Origin of the sequence: Saccharothrix sp. NRRL B-16314, assembly GCF_000716595.1 — a bacterium.
In the GTDB taxonomy this organism is placed as follows: domain Bacteria; phylum Actinomycetota; class Actinomycetes; order Mycobacteriales; family Pseudonocardiaceae; genus Actinosynnema.
Genome location: NZ_JNXC01000016.1, coordinates 33,406 through 56,130 on the forward strand (window position 1 = coordinate 33,406; position 22,725 = coordinate 56,130).

Consider the following 22,725-nt stretch of genomic DNA (forward strand, 5'->3'; position numbering starts at 1 on the left):
TCACCTCTCGTGCTCCGCGACGAGGCGGTCGTCGGACCCGCCGAGCAGCCGCCGGTCGTCCAAGCCGACGTGCTCCTCGGGCTCGACGGGGATCAGCTCGACGAACGTCACCTCGTGGCGCGACAGTGCCAGGTCGAGCAGCACCCGACCACCTTCCACCGCCGCCGACCGGTGCTCCACGGCCGGGCGCGCGCAGTCGCGCAGGACCTCGATCGTCCGCCGGTCGGGCGACCGCGGCCGGCCGAGCTCACGCCACGCGCCGAACGCGTTGCCGTCGTGCTCGTTCACCCGCTCCCGGCGGACGAACGCGCGCGGCCCGGTCAGCGGGACCGACAGCCGCACCTCGTGCCGCTCGAGGGCGTCCGGCGCGTCGGTGCCGCCGACCGGCTGCCACGCCAGCACCGTGACGCGGCCGTCGTCGGTGGCGCACACCAGGTGGTCGTCGCCGCGCGCCAGCACGTGCGAGCCCATCCGGGCCATGAACGTGTACAGGTGGTAGGTGGGCTTCGGCACCTGCCGGTGCGTGAGCAGCCCGAAACCGCCGTGGAACAGGGACGTCGGCACGTTCTCCTCCTCGAAGACGTCGCAGAACGTCCAGTAGGAGTACGAGTCGACCAGCTCCGTGCCGCCGGTGAGCACGGGCGCGAGGTAGGCGGCGTTGTAGGCGGTGTCGTGGATCGGGTTGTCCGGCCGGTACGACGAGTTGAACTCGGTGATGTGCACCGGCAGGCCGGCCAGCGCCGTGCCCGCGAGGTGCCTGCGCGGCGCGTCGAACTGGTCCAGCAGCAGCTCCGGCGCGGTCAGCGTCTGGTAGGTGCCGAACGGCACGTGCTGCGCCGGCCCGGACGTGTACGCGTGCCGGCTGACGAAGTCGATCGGCACGTCCCGCCGGGTGACGAAGTCCGCGAACGGCGCCCACCATTCGTCCGAGCCGGGGGAGATGGCGGGACCACCCACCTGGAGCCGGGCGTCCACGTCCTTGACGGTCCGCGCGGTGGTCTCGTAGAGGCGGAAGTAGGCCTCCTGGTCGGCGTCCTTCCAGAAGTTGACGAGGTTCGGCTCGTTCCACACCTCGATCGGCCAGGTGCGCACCTCGTCCAGGCCGTACCGGTCGATCAGGTGCCGCAGGAGCGCCCGCACGAGCGCGGCCCACTCGTCCGGGTCGGTCGGCGGGGTGATGTTGCCCTTCCACCAGAACACGGTGTCCTCACCCGAGGCGAGCGCGGTCGGCATGAACCCCAGCTCGACGAACGGCCGCAGGCCCAGCTCCAGGAACCGGTCGAACACCTGGTCCACGTACGTGAACGAGTACCGGACCCGACCACCGGACACCCGGTGCAGGCCCATGTCGTCGGACAGCAGCCCGTGACCCCGGATGTAGCGGAAACCGATGTCCCGCTGGACCATGGCCAGGGAGTCCTGGTAGTCGGCGCGCAGCGCCAGGTTCAGCCTGCCGGTGCCCACGCAGTGCCGCCAGGACTCGGACAGGCGCCCGATCGGCTCACCGGGGACGACGGTGTGGTTCACAAACCCTCCAGTACTGCGGACTTCCCGGGCGGACCCGGCCGCCGTTCGCGGAGCAGCGGCCATCGGACACAGGTCCGGCCACAGCACGTGCCGTGGCCGGACCCGGAGCGGATCAGCCGTTCTTCTCCTTGTACCGCTTGTGAGCGCCGTTCACCACGTCGATGAACTGGGTCATGCCCTTGGCGTCCAGCTCCTTGACGTACGCGTCCCACGTGGAGATGTCGCGGCTGCCGAGGATGAACTGGAGCGTCGACTGCGTGACGAGGTCCTTCAGCGGGGACTCCCACAGGGTGGCGCGCTCGCGCTCCTCCTCGCTCAGCGGCGCCGGCGGGGCGAGCGCGATCACCTTCTTGTCCGCCATCGTCTTCTGGAACGCGAGCTCCTCCTCGGTGAACATGGACTGGAGCAGCTCGGTGGGACCGCCGTACGCGAACACACCGCCCTGGAAGCCGAAGTCACGCTGGAGGTTCTTCGCCGCGCCGACGTTCATGCCGCCGAACGCCACGTCGGGCTTGAGCGTCCGCTTGCCGGAGGCGTCCTTCTCGTAGGTCGTGCCGGGCACGCCCCACTTGACGAGTTCCTGCGCCTCGTCGGAGTACCACAGCCAGTCGATGAACTGCATCGTGGCGACGAACTTGTCGCTCTCGGCGATCTTGGCCGAGACCATCAGGCCGTTCTCCAGGCGCGTGCCGCGGATGACGTCGCCCTTCGGGCCTGCGGGCAGCGGGATCTTCGCCACCGTGGCGCCGGCGATCTTGGAGACGTTCGGCCGGTAGTCGTTGACGATGTTCTGCGCGTTGCTGCTGATCGCGAACGACATGCCGCTGGCGAACTTCTGGATCGCCGCGTCATCCTTCTGCGTGAAGCTCTCCGGGTCCATCAGGCCTTCGGCGACGAGCTTGCGGAAGTACTCGATCAACGCCTTGTACTCGGGCGTCGCACTCGTGAAGTCGAACTTCTGCTCCGACTCGTTCCAGGTGGCGTTGTTGTAGCCCCAACCGGCCTGGGTGCCGAAGGTCTGGCCCGCGTAGTTGAGGATCGACTTGCCCTCGAACCGGTCCGACAGCGGGTAGCTGTCCGGGTTCGCGGCCTTGATGGCCTTCAGGACGGTGTAGACCTCGTCCCAGTCCTTCGGGGCCTTCAGGTTCAGGCGCTGGAGCTCGTCGGTGCGGAACGCCAGGGTGTAGTCCTGCCACACGTTCTCGTGCACGCCGGGCAGCAGGTAGAACTTGCCGTCCTCCTGGCGCAGCGTGTTCAGCTCCGGCTGGAGCTTCCACTTGTCGATCTTCGCCTTGAAGTTCGGCATCAGGTCGAGGTAGTCGCTCACCGGGAGGATCGCGCCGGACGACACGAACGGCGCCTCCTGACCGGGGTAGGTCTTGGAGATGATCGTCGGCGCGTCGCCCGAGCTGATCAGCAGCCCGCGCTTCTGGTCGTAGTCGCTGTAGGGCACGACCGTCGGCTTGAGCGTGATGTTGGTCCGCTGGGAGATCTCCTTCCAGATCGCCCAGTCCTCCTTCATCGGGTAGTGGGCCTGGTCGAGGTACAGCAGGCTGACGTCCAGCGGCTCGGTCGCCTTGAACTGGTCACCCGCCTTGTACTCGGCCATGGCGGCGACCTTCTTGCCGTCCAGGTCGACCCCGGTCGAGGCCGGGTCTTCTTCACTGCACGCCGCCACGCTGACCACGAGGCTGCCCGCCACAAGAGTCAGAAGCGTGCGCTTCCAGTTTGATCGCATCGTGCTCTCTCCTCGGGTGTCTGACACCGTCGTCAACTCGGAGGCGCGCTACTGCTTGACCGCGCCGAGCATCACGCCCGACACGAAATAGCGCTGGATGAAGGGATAAACGACAACGATGGGCAGCACGGTCAGCACCATCGTCACAGCCTTGATGTTCGCGGAGATCGCCACCGCGTTGGTCTCCACGGCGCCGACCGACGTCGCCGAGGTGGCGCCCGCGATCATGTTCCGCAGGTACACGGTGACCGGGAACAGGTCCGCCCGGTCGAGGTAGAGGAACGCCTGGAACCACGAGTTCCAGTTCGCTACCGCGTAGAACAGGATCATGGTCGCGAGCACGGCCTTAGACAGCGGCAGCACGATCTTCAGCAGGATGCCGTAGGTGTTGAGGCCGTCGATCGCCGCGGCCTCCTCCAGTTCCGTCGGCAGGCTCTCGAAGAACGCCTTCATGACCAGCAGGTTGAACACGCTGATCGCGTTCGGCAGCACGATCGCCCAGATCGTGTTGGTCATCCCGAGCCCGTTCACCAGCACGTAGTTCGGGATCAGGCCGCCGTTGAAGAACATGGTGAACACCGCGATGCCGACGAGCAGGCCGCGGCCCTTCAGCTTGTGCTTCGACAGCACGTACGCGTAGATCGTGGTGAGCACGATCGAGATGGCGGTGGCCGTCACCGTGTACAGGACGGTGTTGAGGTAGCTGTTCCAGAACACCGGGTCGGACGCGACGAGCCTGTAGGTGTCGAAGTTGAACCCGCGCGGCACCAGGTTCACCTGGCCGGTGCGGATGAAGACCTCGCTGCTGAACGACTGCGCCACGATGTTGACGAACGGGTACAGCGTCACCACGACCACGCCGAGCAGCACCACGACGTTGACGACCCGGAAGATCCGGTAGCCGCGCGAGTCGTCCAGGGAGGTGCGGCGTGGTCCGGCGGGCTTGTCGAGCCGGGCCGCGAGAGCGGTAGGGTCGGTGGTCACCACAGGCTCGTCCCCACTGTGCGGCGCGAGATCGCGTTGGCGGACAGGATCAGCGTGAGGCCGATGATCGACTCGAACAGGCCGATCGCGGCGGCGTAGCTGAAGTTGTTGGACACCAGGCCGACCCGGTAGAGGTAGGTCGAGATGACGTCCGCGGTCGGGTAGGTCAGCGGGTTGTACAGCAGCAGGACCTTCTCGAACCCGACCGCCATGAACGTGCCGATGTTGAGGATCAGCAGGGTGATCATCGTCGGCCGGATGCCGGGCAGCGTCACGTGCCACGTCTGCTGCCAGCGGTTCGCGCCGTCGATCCGGGCCGCCTCGTAGAGCTGGGTGTCGATCGTGGTCAGCGCGGCCAGGTAGAGGATCGTGCCCCAGCCGACGGTCTGCCAGATCTCGGAGGAGACGTAGATCGAGCGGAACCAGTCCGGCTCCTGGATGAACGAGGTGGGCTCGCCGCCGAACGCGCGGACGACCTGGTTGACCGTGCCCTCCAGTGACACCAGCTGCATGACCATGCCGGCCACGATCACGATGGAGAGGAAGTGCGGCAGGTAGGACACCGTCTGCACGAACCGCTTGAAGTAGCGCGAGCGGACCTCGTTGAGCAGCAGCGCCAGCACGATCGGCAGCGGGAACACGAACACCAGGCTGAGCGCGCCCAGTGCCATCGTGTTGCCGAAGACCTCCCAGAAGTTCGGGTCGTTGATGAACATCTTGACGTAACGCAGACCCACCCACGTCTCGCCGTAGATGCTGCCGCCCGGAATGAACTTGCGGAACGCGATGACGTTGCCGAGCATCGGCGCGTAGCGGAAGACGAGGAAGAACAGCAGCGGGACGATGACCAGCGTGTAGAGCTGCCAGTCGCGCTTCCACGCCTTGCGCCAGGTCGTCTTGTACCGGGGCGTTCTCGGGGCCTTCGGCGGTTTCCCGGTCGGCGCCGCTTCGGCGGCTGGTTCGCGGACCTGGGTGGTCATGCTCGCTCCACCTCCTCGTGGGTGACCGACACGTCGGTGAGCCGCCGCCGCGTGTGGTCGACCTCGCGCAGCGGACCCACGAGCCGCAGATCGACCGCTTCGTGCACGTCGGCGCTGGACCGCGACACGCGCAGCTGCACCGCGCCCGGTTCCACCACGCGCCGTCCGTCCAGGCCGGTGAACGACGTGACGTCGGCCGGGACGCGGAACGTCACGCGGGCCGACGCGCCGCCGTCCAGCGGCACCCGCGCGTACCCGACGAGCCGTACCACCGGGCGCGTCACCTGTGCGACGGGGTCGTGCAGGTACAGCTGCACCACGTCGGTGCCGGCGCGGTCGCCTGGGTTGCGCACGTCGAGTTCGACCTCGACCTCGCCGTCGGTGGCCCACGGCCGGTCGCCGCCGACCACGCGCGCCGCCGACCAGGTGAACGCGTCGTAGCCCAGCCCGTGCCCGAACGGGAACGCCGGGGTCGGGTCGACGTTGGACACCCCGCTGCGCCGCCCCAGCGGCGCGGACAGGTAGGTGCCGGGCTGGCCGGACGCGTCACCGGGGATGCCGACCGGCAGCCGGCCCGACGGCGAGACCGCGCCGGTGAGGACGTCCGCGATGGCCAGGCCACCGAGCTGACCGGGGAAGAACGTCTGCACCGTCGCCGCCGCCGTGCCGGCCAGGTCGCCGATCGCGTACGGCCGTCCCGTGATCAGCAGCAGCACCACCGGCGTGCCGGTCGCGACGACCGCCCGGACCAGGTCCGCCTGCCCGCCGGGGAGGACGAGCTCGGTCGCGTCGCACCCCTCACCCGACGTGCCGCGCCCGAACAGGCCCGCCAGGTCGCCCACGGCCACGACGCACACGTCCGCGTCCGAGGCGGCGGCCACCGCGGCGGCCATGTCCTCGGGCGTGCTCTCGCCGATGACTTCACAGCCACGGGCGTAGGTGACGCTGTCCACCGCGTCCCGCAGCGCGGTGAGGACGGTCGGGATCTCCAGGCCCAGCGCCATGTCCCGGTGGTGCACGCCGATGTGCGCCGGGAACGAGTAGCAGCCGAGCATCGCCATCGGGTCGTCCGCGAGCGGGCCGACCACCGCGAGCCGGGCATCGGGGCGCAGCGGCAGGACGCCGTCGTTGGCCAGCAGCACCACGGACTCCCGCGCCAGGCGCAGCGCGACGTCCTGCGCGTGCGGCGAATCCAGCCGCAGCTCGTCGACGTCCGCCGGCAGCGCCGACCAGTCCGGGTCGAGCAGGCCGAGTTCGACCTTCTGCCGGAGCACCCGGCGCAACGCGCGGTCCACCAGGGATTCGTCCACGTCGCCGCGCCTGACCGCTTCGAGCAGCGGCGCGCCGTAGCACCGCACGGTCGGCAGCTCGACGTCCACGCCCGCGCCCAGGGCCAGCGCGGCGGCGTGCGACTCGTCCTCGGCCACGCCGTGCAGCGTCTGGAGGAACTTGACCGCGAAGTAGTCGGCGACCACGGTGCCGTCGAAGCCCCAGGTGTCGCGCAGCAAGGTGGTGAGCAGCCGGGCGTCGGCCGCGGACGGCACGCCGTCGACGTCGCTGTAGGAGTGCATGACCGACCGGACGCCGCCGTCGTGCACGGCCATCTCGAACGGCGGCAGGATCACGTCGGCGAACTCGCGGGGACCGATGGACACGGGCGCGAGGTTGCGCCCGGCCCGTGAGGCCGAGTAGCCGGCGAAGTGCTTCAGCGTGGCGACGATCCCGGACTCCTCGAGACCGCGCACGTAGGCAGTGCCCACCGTGCCGACGAGGTACGGGTCCTCGCCGATGGTCTCTTCGGTGCGGCCCCAGCGGTAGTCGCGCGTGACGTCGAGGACGGGCGCCAGACCCTGGTGCACGCCCGCGGCGCGCATCGAGCGGCCGATCAGGCCCGCCATCTCGGTGACCAGCGCGGGGTCGAACGACGCGCCCCAGGCGAGGGGGGCGGGGTACGCGGTGGCCTGCCACGCGGCGAAGCCGGTGAGGCACTCCTCGTGCACCAGCGCCGGGATGCCGAACCGGTTGGCGGCCGCGACCTGTTCCTGGGACAGGGCGAGCGAGCGGGCGCCGGCCACCGGATCGACCGGCCGGGTGCCGAACGGGCGGGTGAGCTGGCCGAGCCCGTCCGCGATGACCTCGTTCCACACCACCGGGTCGCCGGTCATGTCGTTCTGGTGCGGCGCGACCTCACCGCCTTCGGGATCGGCGCCGACCCACACCCCGACGAGCTGGGCCAGCTTCTCTTCGAGCGTCATCGCGTCCACAAGCGCTTCGACCCGCTCGGTGACCGGCAGGCCGACGTCCTGCCAGACCGCGCTAGGCCGGTCGGCGGCCGTCCTGACGGCGTCGCCCGCCGGCGCTGCCGCGACGCCCGTCGTCCTGTTCATCATTGACCAGAAACCCCCGCTCACGTCCTCGTGAAGACCGAAACTATCGAAGCAACTTCCGACATGCCGATCCGGTGGGGTGAACGTAGGGGGATCTCCGCAAGACGTCAACAGTTCGTGCCAGTTCGATATCTCCGCAGTTCACCGCCTGTCACGGAGGTTCAGATCAGGTTCACGGACCTGAACAATTTCAGTTCTCAATGAGGCGTTCGGATGCCATGCTGGCCGTCGAAGAGTCGAACCTTTACGCTCGGCCGCCGAAACTTTAGAGGCTTTCGGGATCGGCATGACGCTGTGCGCGGGCCGCGCGCGACCTAGGGGGCAGCATGAGTTCGTCGACCGAACCGGACGCCGGTGCCGGGCCGGAGAAGGCGGTGAAGGGCACCGTGTCCATCTCGTCCATCGCGGCCGAGGCGGGCGTGTCCATCCCGACCGTCTCCAAGGTGCTCAACGGACGTCCGGACGTCGCCGCCGACACTCGTGCCCGGGTGGAGAGCGTCATCGAGCAGCACCGGTACCGGCGACGGCGGGCACGCCAGTCGTCCCGGCCCGCCCTCATCGACCTGGTCTTCCACGAGATGAACTCGGCCTGGTCGACGGAGATCATCCGCGGGGTCGAGCTGGCCGCCGCCAACGAGCGGGCGGCCGTCGTGCTGTCCGAGCTGGGTGGTGAGCACCGGCCGCGCCGCGAGTGGTTCGACGACCTCCTGGCCCGGCGTCCGCTCGGCGTCATCCTGGTGCTGGCCGGGCTGGACGCCGAGCAGCGGCGTCAGCTCACCACCCGCAACATCCCGTTCGTCTTCGTGGACACCGCCGGTGAGCCGCCGCCCGGTGTGCCCACCGTGGGATCGGCGAACTGGGCCGGTGGCCTGGCCGCGACCCGGCACCTGCTCGGACTCGGGCACCGCCGGATCGCGGTCATCTCCGGGCCGACGACCATGCTGTGCAGCCGTGCCAGGGTCGACGGCTACCGCAGCGCGCTGGAGGCGGCGGACATCGTCGTCGACCCGGACTTCGTCCGCTACGGCGACTTCTACGTCAACGGCGGGTACCGCCACGGCTTCGACCTGCTGGACCGCCCCGACCGGCCCACCGCGATCTTCGCCGGCTCCGACTTCCAGGCGCTCGGCGTGATGCGGGCGGCCCGTGAGCTCGGACTGTCCATTCCGGACGACCTGTCGATCGTCGGCTACGACGACCTGTCGGTGGGCCAGTGGGTGGGGCCGCAACTGACCACCGTGCGCCAGCCGCTGCGCGAGATGGCCACCACGGCCGCGCACATGGTGTTCAGCCTGGCCCGCGGCCAGCGCCCGCCGAACGAGCGGATAGACCTCGCCACCGAGCTGGTCGTGCGGGAGAGCACCTGCCCGCCCAAGGGGGCTTGACGCGGCAGCCGGTGCGGAGCGGCCTCGCGCCGCTGTCGGGTTCGCGCGTGGCGGACGGGCTCTGCCGGTCGGGCTCCACTAGTCGGGCTTGTAGGCGCGCAGGAAGGTGTCGACGGCGGCGTTCGCCACGACGCGCGTGTCGGCGGCGGACACCTTGTGGACGCCCGGGTGTGACCGGACCTCCATCGGGCCGGTGAGCAGCGCGAGGAACTGGTCGGCGGCCACTGCCGGATCGCACGGGCGCAGCCGCTCCGCCAGCGACAGCCGGGCCAGCCGGTCCGCCAGTGCTTCCCTCAGCCGGTGCGACGTGCGCTCCCGCACCACGTCGATCAGGTCCGGGAACCTGCCCGCATGCCCGTAGGCGAGCGAGCGCAGCGCGCGGGCCTGCTCGCTCGAGCACACCCGCGACAGCCGGTACGCCACGTCCTCCAACACCGCGCGCAAGTCGTCCCCCGGCTCGCGCAGCCGCTCGACGACACCGAGGTTCTCCGCCATCACCCGGTCCGCGACGGCCAGCACGGCGTGCCGGAACAGGTTCTCCTTGTCGGTGAGGTGGTTGTAGACGGTCGGCTTGGCGACCCCGGCCTCCTCGGCGATCTCCTGCACGCACGCCTGGTCGTAGCCGCGCCGGGCGAACACGGTGAACGCGGCCTCCAGGATGGCCTGCCGCTTGTCGATCCGCCCTCGGGCCGATGTCGCCGTCACCACGCCATGGTAGCCCGCCGCCCGGTCCGAGTTGAACTCACGGGTTCACTCCAGTGGACCGGCGTGCTAGTTTCCTGAACAGGTCATCAAATTGAACCAGCGAGTTCAATCGACGGAGGGAAACCCTTGATAGTCAACATCTTGCGGTTCAGCTTCAAGGAGGGCACGACCGAGGAGCAGCAGGCTGCGGTGCTGGCTGCCATGAGGCGGACGGCAAGCGTGGAATCGGTGTCCTTCGGCACTGTCGGCCGGGACATCGGCGACCCGGCCGAGGGGTACACGCACGCCTACGTCGCCGGCATCGCCGACTTGGACGCGCTTGAGCGGTACCTGCACGACCCCGTGCACGTCGAGGGAGATTTCGAGATCATCCCGCACGTGGCGTCGCTGGCGCCGGTCCGGCTCACCGACGACACCGACCCGGACCTGGGCGAGAAGGTCCTCGCGCTGCACCTGGCGAAGGCGGCGAAGTACCCGGAGTGGGGGAAGCTGATCGCATCGCTGTCCGGCGGGAAGATCCCGACGCACGCCTGACGATCCGCGGTCGGCCAAGCCGGGTCGGCGGCCCGCCGGTCCGGCAGCCGGTTCGAACCGGCGGCCGGTCCGTTCGAACCGGCGGCCGGACCGTTCGGACCGGCGGTGGTCCGTTCGCGCCGGCAGCGGTTCAGCTCGGCGGTTCGCTCAGGTCAGCGGTGTGTTCGCCGGGTCCACCCGTTCGCCCTCGCGGACGGGGCCCGGCGGCGTCCCGTCGCCGAACGGCCGACCACCCAGCGCCTCGCGCCCGTGCGGGGTGACCCACCCGGACAAGTCGGGACCGGCCGGCACGATCCCGCTCGGGTTGATGTCCTTGTGGACGACGTAGTAGTGCTCCTTGATCTGCGCGAAGTCGACCGTGTCGCCGAAACCCGGCGTCTGGAACAGGTCGCGGGCATAGGCCCACAGCACCGGCATCTCGGCGAGCTTCTGCCGGTTGCACTTGAAGTGGCCGTGGTAGACGGCGTCGAAGCGGGCCAGGGTGGTGAACAGCCGCACGTCGGCCTCGGTGATCGTGTCGCCGACGAGGTACCGCCGGTCGCGCAGCCGGTCCTCCAGCCAGTCCAACGCGGTCCACAGGCGCGCGTACGCCTCGTCGTACGCCTCCTGGCTTCCCGCGAACCCGCACCGGTACACACCGTTGTTGACCTCGGTGAACACCCGCCGGTCGACGTCGTCCAGCTCGTCGCGGCGCGCCTCGGGCAGCAGGTCGGGCGCGCCGTCCCGGTGGTGGTCGCGCCACTCGGTGGACAGGTCGAGCGTGATCTGCCCGAAGTCGTTCGTCACCACCGCGCCGGTCGTGGTGTCCACGATCGCCGGCACCGTGATCCCGCGCGGGTAGTCCGGGTCGCGCTTGAAGTACGCCTCCTGGAGGCGTTCGATCCCGAGCACCGGGTCCCGTCCGCCGGGATCGAGGTCGAACGTCCACGAGCGGGCGTCGTGCGTCGGACCGGTCAACCCCATCGGAAGCGCGTCCTCCAGGCCGAGCAGCCTGCGCACGATGATCGCCCGGTTCGCCCACGGGCACGCCCGTGCGGCGATCAGCCGGTACCGGCCGGCCTCGACCGGGAACCCGTCCCGACCGTCGGCCGTGATCCGCGTGGTGATGTACCGGGTGTCGCGGGTGAACTCCTTGCCCTTGACCGAGTAGGTGCCGCCCCGGCTGTGCTCGGGGTTCACGTCGTTCTCCGCAGCCGCCGCAGTCTCGCTCACGCTTCCGAGCCTACGTCGGGTCGGTGCCGGAGGCCGGTCATGCCGCTCCGACCGACAGGCCGGTGAGTGCGGCATCACCCGGATGCCAGCCGTGAGCGGTGACGGCGACGTACCGGGCGGTGGTGTCGACGACCAGGTCCGCGCGGTGGTAGCGGGGTGCGGCGACGGGCGGACCGTAGGACCGGCCGTCGGTGCTGGTCGTGATCACGCAGTCCGGCACGCGGCCGGGAGCCCACACCAGCCCGACCCGCCCGATGTGGTGCGGTGCGCCGAGGTCCACGACCATGCGCCCCGCCGGGCCGGGCGTCCACGCGGTGCCAGGGTCGTCGTCCACGGCGGCGGCCGGGTCGGTCATGCCGGGTGGCAGGGGAGAGGTGGGGAACGTCGTCCGGCCGAGCGCGAGGTCGTCCAGCGGGTACGGCCGGGCCTCCGGCAGCGTGACGTCCCGGCGCACCCCGGCGGGCAGCGCGACCGGCATCCGACCGCCGTGCGCGCCCACCAGCACCATCCGCGCGACCGGTCCGGACGGCGCGCCGGTCAACGTCACGTGCGCGCCGTCGTGCACCAACGCGGTGAGACCGACCGGCACGTCGCCTTCCAGGGTGAACCGCGGCGGCTCGACGCGGGCCACCGCGCCGTCGATCCGCAGCTCGTAGTCGGTGCCGGTCCGCGTGACGACCTGCCGACCGCGGTAGAGCCGCACCGCGGTGAGGTCCTGCCGCACGGCGACGGTCCCGGCGGCGGGCGCGTCGGACAGGTTGAACAGGCTCAGGAACCCGTCGGCCGCACTGGCGCGGACGGTGGCCGGCTCGCACGTCGGCGTGCCGCGCGCGGCGAGGGCCGCGAGGTCGACTTGCCCGGGATAGCCCTCCACGACCATTTCCGCCGCCGGCCCGTCGGACAGCACCACGGTGTCGCCGGAGACGGTGATCGGGTTCGGCGACCCGTGCACGACGAACCCCGCACGGCCGTCCACGTCGAGCCGGCCGCCGGTGCTGCGCAGGTCGGGCTTCGGGTACTCGGCCGCCGTCGTCCACGTGACGCCGTCCGTCGACGTCTCGACCCGGTACGCGCGACCGGCCGCAGCCTCCCAGTAGAGCCGGACCCGGTCCACCGGCACGGGCGCGCCGAGGTCGACCGAGAGCCGGCTGTCCGCCCGGCCGCGGTCGGCGCGGGAGACGGCCCAGCGCGTGGTGTGGCTGCCGTCGGTCGCCAACGGGGCTTCGCGCCCGGTGTCGGAGGAGGACGCGGTCGTGGCACGGCCGCGCGCCAGGTCCGGACCGTCCGCGCCGTGGCGGGCCTCCAGGCTGAACAGCGAGTACCCGTAGGTCGGGTGCGGCGAGACGCCGATCATGCGGACGTGCCGGGCGGTCACCGCGGCGAACACCAGGTCGTCGACCCGCGCCACCCCCGCCGGCGGGGGAACGCGGGAGTCGGCCGACGCCACGGTGACGACCCCTTCGGCCGCCGTGTACGTGCGGCTGCCGTCGAGACCGGGCACGCCGGGCATGGTCAGGTTGTGCACGTCCACCCGGCCCTCACCCGCCGCGAGCCCGGACGTGGCATAGATGATCGTCCCGGTGGGCAGGGTGGCGGTGCCGGCGTGGCCGCCCGCGAAGGACAGCAGGCTCGCCGTGCCGTCGAACCCGTCGCGGACGCGCTGGTACACCGCGACCCGGCGGCCCGAGACGGTCAAAGAAGTCGAGGGCAGCAGCATGGCCGTCGCGCCACCGACCACGAACAGCCAGTCGTCGTGCGCCGGCTGCCAGGCGAACTTGGTGTAACCCGGCTTGGTCACGGTGCCCGCCCACGCGTGGGGCGACTGGTGCGCGAGGAGGCCTGGTTCGGCACCGTAGTCCGTGGTCGCCGCGGCCTGCGCGAAGAACTCCTCCGACGACACCGGCGTGACCGGGCCGGTGCGGGCGCGCCACTCGTGCAGCAGGTAGCTGATCGCCAGCTCGGCCCGCGCCTCCGGCTCGTACTTGGCCTCACCGGAGAACTTCGCCAGCCGGTGCACCGGGGGATAGGCCTGGTAGGCGGTCAGGCGTTCGGCCAGCGCGGCCTCCGCGCGGGCCGCCAACCGGTCGCCCAGCACCTGGGAGCGGAACGCCAGCGGGATGACGTCACGGCCGTAGAGGTGCTCCCGGTCGTCCACCATCGGCATCAGCGGCTCACCCGCGTCGCTCATCGTGGCCAGGATGGTCCGCCACAACCGTTCGCCGTTCGGCTGCGCGGTCAGCACCTCCGGCAGGGGAGTGCCCGCGACCAGGAAGTGGACGGCGTTGCGGCCCGAGGTGCGCCACAGCTCTTCCTGGTAGTGCGGGCCGTACGAGCCGTGGTTCTCCACGATGAACGTGTCGTACATGTTCGTGGCCGTGTTGGCGTCGACCGGCACGCCGTCCACCACGGACGGGTTCGCCAGGTCGGCGGCGGGCAGCCCGGCCTCGTTGCGGCTCCACCGGCCGAACGCCTCGCGCCACGCGCCCGCGTCCGGGTCGTCGGCCGCCCACGCGAGCCCCGGCGCGAGCGCCTGCGCGTAGACGCCCATCTCCTCCAGCTTCGTGTCGCCCCGGTGCCCGCCCGTGAGGCCGTTGGGCGTCCACCCGCCGGAACGGGGGTCGTTGCCCGAGCCCAGTGCCGCGGTGTACGCGGCCTGACCGCGGGCGATGCGGTCCACCGCGGTCCGCGTGGCCGGGTCGAGGTCCGCCCACAGCAGGCGGGCGGCGAGGACGAAGTACGACTGGAAGGTCGTGTCCCAGAACAGGGTCCGACCCCATTCCGACCCGCCCGCCAAGACGTTGCTCGCGGCGAAGTGGCGAATCGTGGCGATGGTGTGCGCGTGCAGCACCGACTTCGGCACGCCGGTGGCGTCCTCGTCGTAGGCGCCCCTGGTCAGCAGCACCGCGTTGCCCAGGACGACGGCGAAACCGAAGTCCGTGCGCCGGTAGCGGCCCGCCGCCTGGTCGTACTGCTGCTCCGCCCACCGGGTGTGGCGCGACAGCACGTCGTAGTAGACGCGCGCCACCGGGTCCGCGTCGTCGGCCGCGGCGGGACGCGGTGGCAGCGCGAGACCGGGAGCCAGCGCGAGGGCGCCGCTTACTCCCACCGCGCGCAGCAGCTGTCTCCGGTTGATCCGCATGGTCGTCGCCCTTCTCACGCGCAGGCCAGCCGGGCGTCGGCCCAGTCGGCGTGGTCGAAGTTGCGGCCGTCGCCGCCGTCGGTGACCCGGAGGCCGAGCATCCGGACGCCCGTGGTGTCGACGGAGATCGACCGGGCCGGGTCGGTGCCGCGCAGCACGCCGCTGTCGTGCAGGACCCGGCCGTCGCCGAGGACCTGGAAGACCACCGAGCCGGGGGACGTCGTCTCGTCGTCCAGGCCGATCACGGCGGTGAACGTCCCGCACGCGCCGCCGAGGTAGACCGACAGCTCGGACGGCGCGTGCACGCCGATCCCCTTGGCGTAGACCACCCCGCCGATGGTCAGCGGGTTGCCGTCACCGGAGGCGTTCTCGCCGTTGGACCGGTCCCGCTCGACCGGGCCCCAGCCGTTGCTCTCGTTCAGGAACGGCAGGTCGCTGACGTGCGGGTCGCCGGTCGGCGCGGGCGGCGGCACGAAGGCGCGGACCGCCCGCTCCACGTGCACGCGGTCATGACCCGGCGCGCGGAACTCCGCGAACACCGGCACGTCGACCGCGCCGACCGGGCTGTCGTCGCCCACGCGCACGGTCCACCGGCCGGTGATCGTCTCGCCGGTCCCCATCGTGCGCCGCTCGACGGCCGCGCCGGTCACCGTCCAGCCGGCCGGCGCGGCGGCGGTGAGCACGACGTCCTCGATCGTGGTGTCGGCGTCGAGCGTGAACGTGCCGCCGATCTCGAACGTCGAGCCCTTCGGGGCGTCGACCACGTCCGGCGGCGTCACGGTGGTCGTAGTCGCGGGCGCCGGGACGATCGGCTGGTCGCACGTGAGCATGCCGGGCAGGTACGGGCAGATCACCGCCGCGAACCCGCCGTTGCGCGGCACCGCGACCTCCAGCGCCTCGGACGAACGCGCGATCCGGCTGTCGCGTCGGACATCGGCGCGGTCCACGCCGTCGCGGACCACCTCGACCAGCCACCGGCCGCCGTCGAGGAAGCCCAGCGACGCCCGCAGGGTGCGCGGGTCACCGGCCGCGATCGCGCCGACGAACCAGCGGTCGCCCGAACGCCGTGCCACCACCGCGTGATCCGCCGGGTCGCCGGCGAGCAGCCGCGTCTCGTCCCACACCGTCGGCACCTGGTTCAGGTAGCGCAACGCCTCGGGGAACCGCTCGTACGCCTCCGGCCGGTCGGCGAAGTGCGTCCAGCCCGACTCGTAGAGCACCGGGAGCGCGACCTCGTGCGCGATCGTCGTCTCCTTCGGGCCGACGTCGAGCGAGACGGGCGTGTAGTCCATGGACCCGACCACGTTGCGGGTGAAGAACTGCACCGGGTTGTTCGCCGCCGGCGGGAAGTTCTCCGCGCCGCGCACCGCTTCCATCGTCATCACGTGCGGCCACGTCCGGGCCAGGCCGTGCGGGATGGTGGAGCCGTGGAAGTTCACCATCAGCCGCTGCTGCGCGGTCTCGGCGAGCACGTCGTCGTACCACTGGTAGCGGGCCTGCGAATCGGACTCCATGAAGTCCAGCTTCACGCCGCGCACACCCCACTGCCGCACCTTCGGCAGGACCGAATCGCGCTCGGCCCGCGTGTCCAGCGCGGACCAGTGGAACCACAGCAGCACGTCGACGCCCTTCGCGCGGGCGTACCGGACCAGCTCCGGCACCCACGCGTCGCGCCAGCCCTCGTCCACCAGCACGTACTCCCAGCCGTTGTCGGCGGCGAAGTCCACGTAGTCCTTCTGCCGCTCGAAGTCGCCGGGGCTGGAGTGCTCGCTCAGCCACGACCACGCGACCTTGCCGGGCCGAACCCACGACGTGTCGGTGAACTTGGCGGGTGACGCCAGGTCGTCCACCAGCGTCGACTCGCTCACCGTCGCCAGGTCGCCGACGATCGCGGTGCGCCACGGCGTGCGCAGCTCGCCCGACGAGGAGATCCGCTCGTCCGCGAGCACCACCCGGTAGTCGCCCGAACCGGCGGCGTGCCGCAGTCGGCTGCCCGCGTGCCGGCCGTCCACATCGGACTCGGTGAGCAGGGCGAAGTCGTCGCCGACCCGGAACAGCGACGGGTGGCCGAAATCGCCCGCCGCCGCGCCGCCGGCCGTCGTGTGCACCCGGTTCGCCTCGTACCAGGCGTTGTACGGCAGCAGCCAGGCCGGGGCGTCCGCCGGGAGGGCGAACGACGACGCCTCACCGGTGACCGTGACCGGGCCGGGCACGACGTACCGGTAGGCCGCGCCGTCCGGCGCGACGCGCACCACCAGGTCCAGCCGCGCACCGCCCGCGCCCTGGAACGCGAGCGTGCTCTCGGTCATCCGGGTCGCCCGGTCCAGCTGCTTGCCGGTGGTCATCCGGTACTGCTCGGTGATCACCCGGTCCGTGCGGCCGATCGCGCGGAGGTCCTTGGTCAGATCGGCGTCCGTGGTGTGCAGGCCGACCGGTGCGGGCGCGAGGACGGTGCGGCCGTTCCGGGAGACGGCGAACGTCAGGCTGCCGTTGTCGAGGGCCACGCGGGCGGAAACCGACGCGGTGCCCGGCGCGGTGACCACCCACTCGGCGGGCGCGGCCGACACGGCGGTCGCGGGCAGCACGGTGGCAGCGCCCAGGGTCACGACCAGCGCGAGTAGTCGGCCGGTCGTGACGCGGCGACGTGGTGACATCGTTGTCAACCTCCAGTGCTGGGTCGTGCCGGAGTGAGGGTGGCCGCCATCGTCACGGCCGGTCCACCGGTGGGTCAAGGTCGACGATCGGACAAGTTCTGTCCTGGTGAAGGTCTTGACACGTGGTCGCACCACGAATTCGAGGGCTGGCTCTGGCAGGCTTTCGGGCAGGTGCGGCTTGACGCGCCTCAGTGGAGGGATGGGGAGACGTGAGCTCTGGAGACCGCCGCCGCTGGACCGATCGCGGTGAGGCCATCGGGCACGGGGTGAGCTGGATGGCGCGTTGGAGCACGCGCCTGGCGCTGGTCGCGGTCGGCTTCTGGCTGCTGTCGACGCTCATCGGCAAGCTGTGGGTCGTCGTCATGCCGGTCCTGCTCGGCCTGCTGATCACCACCGTGCTGTGGCCGCCCGCCCGGTGGCTGCGCTCGCGCGGCCTGCCCGCAGCGCTCGCCGCGACGATCGTGCTGCTCGGGGGACTGACCGTGCTCGGCGGCGTGCTCGCGCTGATCTCGACGTCGATCGCCTCCGGCGTGCCCGAGATCGCCGAGAGCGCCACCCGCGCCCTCGGACAGGCGCGCGACTGGCTGGCCGGTCCGCCGGTCAACCTCGGCAAGAGCCAGCTGGACCGGCTGCTCCAGCAGGGCACCGACCAGCTGCAGTCCAGCGTCGGGTCCATCGCGGACGGGCTCCTCGCCGGTGTGGGCACGGTGACCTCCGGCATCGTCACCGGCATCCTGGCGCTGCTGCTGGCGTTCCTGTTCGTCAAGGACGGGCCGCGGTTCACGCCGTGGCTGCGCGGCGTGGTCGGCGAGCGCGCCGGCAAGCACGTGACCATCGTGATGGAGCGGGTCTGGACGACGCTCGGCGACTTCATCCGAACGCAGGCGCTGGTGAGCCTTGTCGACGCGGTGCTGATCGGCCTCGGCCTGGTCGTGCTGGGCGTTCCGCTGGCCGTTCCGCTGGCGGCGTTGACGTTCCTCGGCGGGTTCATCCCGATCGTGGGCGCGCTCATCGCGGGCGCGCTGGCCGTCCTCGTCGCTCTCGTCAGCAACGGCCTCACGACCGCCGCCATCATGCTGGTGATCGTGGTGGTGGTGCAGCAGGTCGAGGGGAACGTGCTGCAGCCGGTGCTCCAGTCCCGGAGTCTGCGCCTGCACGCCGCGGTCGTCCTGCTGGCCGTGACGGCGGGCAGCACCATCTACGGCATCGCGGGCGCGTTCCTAGCCGTGCCGGTGGTCGCCGCCGCCGCCGTCGTGCTCCGGTACCTGGGCGAGGTCATCGACACCCACTCGGCGCCGCCGCCCGTCGTCCTAGACCGTCCAGACGACCCCCAACCTGACCGCCCCGCCGACCTCGAACCCGACGCCGAACCCGACACCAGAAGTAGTCCCGCGTAGCTCATCGCGACGCCTCGGTGACACCGCGCAATCGATCACCGGAAGGGCAGGTTGCGTGAAACAACCCGTGGTTATCATGCGCGGATGCTCCGACGCACTTACGACGGTCAGCTCTGCTCGGTCGCTCGCACGCTGGAGGTAGTGGGCGAGCGGTGGACGCTGTTGATCGTCCGGGACGCGTTGATGGGCATCACCCGGTTCGACGGGTTCTTGAACTCCCTGCCGATCGCCCGGAACGTGCTGAGCGACCGCCTCAACGGTCTGGTCGACCACGGTGTCATGGAACGGGTGCAGTACCAGGACCGGCCGCCCCGGCACGAGTACCTGCTCACCGGCAAGGGGCGCGAGCTGATGTCGGTGATCGTGGTGCTGATGGAGTGGGGCGACCGCCACCTGCCACTCCCTCCCGGCCCGCCCGCCATGGCGGGGCACACGGGCTGCGAGGGCACAGTGCGGGCGGAGTTGGTCTGCGACTCGTGCGACGAACCCGTGCCCGCAACCACCGTCGCCCTCCGCGTGAACGCCGCCGCGACACCGAACCCCCAACCCTGAACCGCGCCCCCAAGCCGAGCCCCGACTTCTGAACCTTGGCTCTGCCCCGTCGCCCCGTCGCCCCGTCGCCCCGTCGCCCCGTCGCCCCGTCGCCCCGTCGCCCGACACCGCCCCGCCTCCCGCCGCGGCCCGTTACCGCGCCGCTCCGGTGCCCGGCACCGCTCCGCGGCCCTGCCGCCCTGCACCGCCCTGCCGCTCCTGCACCGCCCGGCCGCTCCGGCACCGCAACGCGGACCCGCCGCCCTGCACCGCCGCCCTGCACCGCCCCGCTGCTCGCCGCTCCGGCACCGCCCCGCCGCTCCCGGCGGACGGCACTGCCCGCCGCTCCAGCGGACGGCGCCGCTCCGCGGCCTGCGGCGCTCCAGCGTGCGGCGGCGTCACCCAGCGTTCGACACCGCTCCCGCGTCCGTACTGCTCCCGCGTCCGCACCGGCTCCCGCGTCCGATACCGCTCGAGCATCCGACAGCGGTCAGGTTTCGGCTGGGATGAGCCCGGCTTCGTAGGCGACGATGGCCGCTTGCACGCGGTTGCGCAGGTCGAGACGTTTGAGGATCGCACTGACGTACACCTTCACCGTCCCCTCCACGACGTGGATGCGCTTCGCGATCTCCCCATTGGACAGACCGGCTCCGACCAGCCCCAGCACCTCGCGTTCCCGAGCGGTCAACCCGGACACCCGCTCGTCCGCCCCCAGCCGTGGCCCACCGCCGGACAGGTGGTCGACCACCCGCCGCGCCACCAAAGGGGACAGGTACGCCGCCCCGGCCGCGACCGCCCGAACCCCGGCGATCAGCTCGTGCGGATCACCGGTCTTCAGCACGAACCCGCTCGCACCTTCGCCCAGCGCACGGGTGATGTACGAGTCCTCGGCGAACGTGGTCAGGATCAGCGTCGCGGTCCCACTGCCGACCCGCCTGATCTCCGCCGCCGCGTCGAGTCCGGTCAACCCGGGCATGCGGATGTCGAGCACCGCGACGTCCGGCCGGTGCCGCAGCACCAGATCCACCGCAGACCGGCCGTTGTCCGCCTCGGCCACGACCTCCACGTCGTCGGCCGCCGCCAACACGGCCCGCACCCCGACCCGCACGATCGCCTCGTCGTCGGCGAGCACCACCTTGATCATGTCGGGCATCCTGCCTCACCGGTCGCGGGCCAGCAGATCCTTCGCCACCAGCACACCGTCGCGGAAGCACACCCGGTACCGGTCGTGCCGGCGCCCGTCGAACGGGTTCGGGTGGGTGCTGTAGATGCCGCAGGTCGACCGCTCCGGCCCACCCCCGGTGTCGTCCGTCCGCGTGCGGGGCGGCAGTACGTCGGCGACCTCCGCCTCGGACTGACCGACGCGCAGCCCGTCGAACCGGTCGGGTGTGAGCGTCGACGAGGCAGCGTCGAACACCAGGTACCCGGTGACGCCGATCACGATCACCGCCGACACCCAGACGGCGAGCCGCATCGTCCGCCGCGAGTTCTGCCGGTTCCGGTCCTGCGCCCGCAGTTGCAGGATCGGCGTCATCGTGTCGGCCGGACGCTCCGACTCCGGCCGGTCCGGGACCTGGGCGACGACCTCGAACCCGCCGTCCTCGACCCAGCGCACGGTCAGCCGCCCACCTACCAACGCGACCCGCTCGGCCAGACCGAGCAACCCCTGCCCACCGCCGGTGGTTCGCGGCCCGAGCGCGCGGCCGGGCGCGTTGGCCACCCGCACCTCGGTGCCGCCGTCGGCCCGGTCGAGTGAGACCGACACCGGCGCGCCCGACGCGTGCTTCATCGCGTTGGTGATCGCCTCGGTGACCACCCGGTGGATCGTCCGCGCGATGACCGGGTCACGCGCCACCGCGCCACGCACCTCCAACTCGACCCGAAGCCCGGACTGCCTGGCCCGTTCCACCACCTCCTCCACCGACTCGATCGCCGAACCCCAGTCCGAGCGCAGCAGGCGCACCACGTCCGCCAGCCGCTCGGCCGCCGCCGTCACCCCGGCCCTCGCCTGGCGCACCGCGTCCCGGTGCTCCGGCGGGAGCGTCCGGCTGACCTCCAACGCCCCGACCTGCAACGCGGCGTGCGCCAACTCGTGCCCGACCAGGTCGTGCATCTCCGCTGCGAGCCGCGCCCTCTCGCGTCCCCGTGCCTCCTGCGCGTCCCGCTCCATCAACGCGGCCCGTTCCCAGCCCGCGCCGATCAACTCGGTGTACCCGCGCCGGTACCGCCCGAGCGCCCAGGGCACGACGGCCAGCGCGCCGACCGCCGCCACCGCCACGACGGCGGTGTCCGCCCCACCGGCGACAGTCGCCGCCACCGCCGTTCCGACCACGGCGACGATGAGCGCCACCACGCCCCGCTGCTCGTTGTCGGCGTTCCGGCCGGCGATCAGGCTGACCGTGACCACCCCGCCGGCCGTGGCGACCAGGGCTACCGTCGTGTCGGCCGTGAAGCGGGACAGGAAGCTCACCTCCCACGCCGCGACCGCCAGCACCAGCGAGGTGATCGGTCGGTACTTCACCAGCACGAGCAACCCCGTGAACACCACCACCGAGGCAACGGTCTCCCACTGCCCGACCCGCACCGGGTTCGACGTGCCCGCCGCCCACAGCATCGGCAAGAAGGCAGCGGCCGAGAGGAGCAGTGCGCGCAGTCTCAACATGGGAGCGACTGTTCAGGCTCTTCCGGCGGTGGGTTGGCCGGCCCTGTCGCGGTGTGTCCGACGTGGACCCCCGACCCGGGAGGTGCGAGTCCGATGGTGAGGCGGGCGAGCACAGGAAGGAGTGCCGCCACGGCGGAGCCCAGCAGCAGACCCGCGACGACGTCGTGCGGATAGTGGACACCGACGAACACGCGCGACGCGCCGGTCAGGAGAGCCGCTGCCACGGCTGACGCGCCGAGCGCGCGACTCGACCACAGGACCGCCACGGCGGCGGCCCCGGCAATGGTCGCGTGGTTGCTCGGGAACGACCAATCGCCCACCTCCGGACACGGCACGATGGTCGTCACCTCGCCCAGTGCGCGGCACGGTCTGTCCTCCCGCCAGGCCACCTTCACCCCCTCGCTCACCAGATATGCCAGCACGGTGACGACCGGTGCCAGGTAGGCCCGGTGCTGGGCCTCGCGGGAACCATGGCGTGCCCGCCACCACACGACAGCGAACAGCACCGCGAAACAACCCAGCGCGGCCTCCGTGGCGAACGCCGCGAACGACTGCGCGTACCCGGCACTCGCCGCTGCCTGCTCCACCACCTCCAGGTACCACCGCGCGCTCACGTCCGGGACATCCGGTACCGAGACCGCGTCCACCGGCCCTGACCGGGCCAGTTCGATCCGGGATTCGTCCATGGCGTCGACTGTAGGAGGGTTGTGACGCACAGTCCTGTGTCGATCGCTAAGAGCAACCCCTGTCGAAAGACAAGGGTGGCGCTCTGCCCATCGCCGCGTGGCCCAGGGCAAGATGATCTCGAAGTCCGGGATCAAACCCGCCGGAGTGCGGACCGATCGGGTCGTACGGCTGACACAGTGTGTTCGACGTGCGCGACGCTGGGA

The 22,725-nt window shown here is 71.3% G+C and carries 16 protein-coding genes; 4 read left to right on the top strand and 12 right to left on the bottom strand.

Annotation, left to right across the window (positions count from 1 at the left end; translation table 11 throughout):
- The 5 genes from OQ02_RS22310 to OQ02_RS22330 form a co-directional block, all read right to left on the bottom strand.
- Nucleotides 1-1,527, bottom strand: coding sequence for a GH39 family glycosyl hydrolase (locus OQ02_RS22310; RefSeq protein WP_033440480.1), 1,527 nt, complete (start codon nucleotides 1,525-1,527; stop codon nucleotides 1-3).
- A 112-nt stretch (nucleotides 1,528-1,639) separates the two neighbouring features.
- Nucleotides 1,640-3,265, bottom strand: coding sequence for an ABC transporter substrate-binding protein (locus OQ02_RS22315; RefSeq protein WP_033440481.1), 1,626 nt, complete (start codon nucleotides 3,263-3,265; stop codon nucleotides 1,640-1,642).
- A gap of 48 nt (nucleotides 3,266-3,313) precedes the next feature.
- Complete coding sequence (locus OQ02_RS22320) at nucleotides 3,314-4,249, bottom strand: carbohydrate ABC transporter permease (protein WP_033440553.1); 936 nt, start codon at nucleotides 4,247-4,249, stop codon at nucleotides 3,314-3,316.
- Nucleotides 4,246-5,229 carry an ABC transporter permease gene (locus OQ02_RS22325; RefSeq protein ID WP_033440482.1) on the bottom strand — a complete coding sequence of 328 codons (984 nt, stop codon included), beginning with the start codon at nucleotides 5,227-5,229 and terminating at the stop codon, nucleotides 4,246-4,248. The genes OQ02_RS22320 and OQ02_RS22325 overlap by 4 nt, the downstream gene beginning before the upstream one ends.
- Nucleotides 5,226-7,616 carry a glycoside hydrolase family 3 N-terminal domain-containing protein gene (locus tag OQ02_RS22330; protein WP_033440554.1) on the bottom strand — a complete coding sequence of 797 codons (2,391 nt, stop codon included), beginning with the start codon at nucleotides 7,614-7,616 and terminating at the stop codon, nucleotides 5,226-5,228. The genes OQ02_RS22325 and OQ02_RS22330 overlap by 4 nt, the downstream gene beginning before the upstream one ends.
- A gap of 326 nt (nucleotides 7,617-7,942) precedes the next feature.
- On the opposite strand from OQ02_RS22330, the gene OQ02_RS22335 reads away from it, so the two are divergent.
- Nucleotides 7,943-9,001: a LacI family DNA-binding transcriptional regulator gene (locus OQ02_RS22335; protein ID WP_033440483.1), complete on the top strand. Its 1,059-nt coding sequence runs from the start codon at nucleotides 7,943-7,945 to the stop codon at nucleotides 8,999-9,001.
- Nucleotides 9,002-9,079: 78 nt separating this feature from the next.
- Here OQ02_RS22335 and OQ02_RS22340 read toward each other — a convergent pair whose 3' ends face one another.
- A complete protein-coding gene (locus OQ02_RS22340) occupies nucleotides 9,080-9,706 on the bottom strand; it encodes a TetR/AcrR family transcriptional regulator (protein WP_231500166.1) in 627 nt (208 codons plus the stop codon).
- Between the two features lie 126 nt (nucleotides 9,707-9,832).
- Here OQ02_RS22340 and OQ02_RS22345 point away from each other — a divergent pair, with 126 nt between their 5' ends.
- Nucleotides 9,833-10,240: a Dabb family protein gene (locus OQ02_RS22345; protein ID WP_033440485.1), complete on the top strand. Its 408-nt coding sequence runs from the start codon at nucleotides 9,833-9,835 to the stop codon at nucleotides 10,238-10,240.
- Nucleotides 10,241-10,387: 147 nt separating this feature from the next.
- On the opposite strand, the gene OQ02_RS22350 is transcribed toward OQ02_RS22345, so the two are convergent.
- From OQ02_RS22350 to OQ02_RS22360, 3 genes are all read right to left on the bottom strand, one after another.
- The gene (locus tag OQ02_RS22350) at nucleotides 10,388-11,347 is read right to left on the bottom strand and encodes a glutathione S-transferase family protein (protein ID WP_231500171.1); all 960 of its coding nucleotides are present in this window, start codon (nucleotides 11,345-11,347) and stop codon (nucleotides 10,388-10,390) included.
- A gap of 142 nt (nucleotides 11,348-11,489) precedes the next feature.
- Nucleotides 11,490-14,591, bottom strand: coding sequence for a discoidin domain-containing protein (locus OQ02_RS22355; RefSeq protein ID WP_033440486.1), 3,102 nt, complete (start codon nucleotides 14,589-14,591; stop codon nucleotides 11,490-11,492).
- A 14-nt stretch (nucleotides 14,592-14,605) separates the two neighbouring features.
- A complete protein-coding gene (locus OQ02_RS22360; RefSeq protein ID WP_033440487.1) occupies nucleotides 14,606-17,245 on the bottom strand; it encodes a glycoside hydrolase family 97 catalytic domain-containing protein in 2,640 nt (879 codons plus the stop codon).
- Between the two features lie 209 nt (nucleotides 17,246-17,454).
- On the opposite strand from OQ02_RS22360, the gene OQ02_RS22365 reads away from it, so the two are divergent.
- Together OQ02_RS22365 and OQ02_RS22370 are read left to right on the top strand one after the other, a co-directional pair.
- The gene (locus OQ02_RS22365) at nucleotides 17,455-18,642 is read left to right on the top strand and encodes an AI-2E family transporter (RefSeq protein WP_063747127.1); all 1,188 of its coding nucleotides are present in this window, start codon (nucleotides 17,455-17,457) and stop codon (nucleotides 18,640-18,642) included.
- Between the two features lie 84 nt (nucleotides 18,643-18,726).
- Complete coding sequence (locus OQ02_RS22370) at nucleotides 18,727-19,194, top strand: winged helix-turn-helix transcriptional regulator (protein WP_033440489.1); 468 nt, start codon at nucleotides 18,727-18,729, stop codon at nucleotides 19,192-19,194.
- Nucleotides 19,195-19,663: 469 nt separating this feature from the next.
- On the opposite strand, the gene OQ02_RS22375 is transcribed toward OQ02_RS22370, so the two are convergent.
- From OQ02_RS22375 to OQ02_RS22385, 3 genes are read right to left on the bottom strand one after another with little or no spacing between them, the layout of a single operon-like run.
- On the bottom strand, nucleotides 19,664-20,317 hold the full coding sequence (locus tag OQ02_RS22375) for a response regulator transcription factor (RefSeq protein WP_033440556.1): 654 nt from the start codon (nucleotides 20,315-20,317) through the stop codon (nucleotides 19,664-19,666).
- Between the two features lie 15 nt (nucleotides 20,318-20,332).
- Entirely contained in the window at nucleotides 20,333-21,835 is a 1,503-nt protein-coding gene (locus OQ02_RS22380; protein WP_033440490.1) for a sensor histidine kinase, read from the bottom strand.
- Entirely contained in the window at nucleotides 21,829-22,482 is a 654-nt protein-coding gene (locus OQ02_RS22385; protein WP_063747129.1) for a phosphatase PAP2 family protein, read from the bottom strand. The genes OQ02_RS22380 and OQ02_RS22385 overlap by 7 nt, the downstream gene beginning before the upstream one ends.
- Nucleotides 22,483-22,725: the final 243 nt, after the last annotated feature.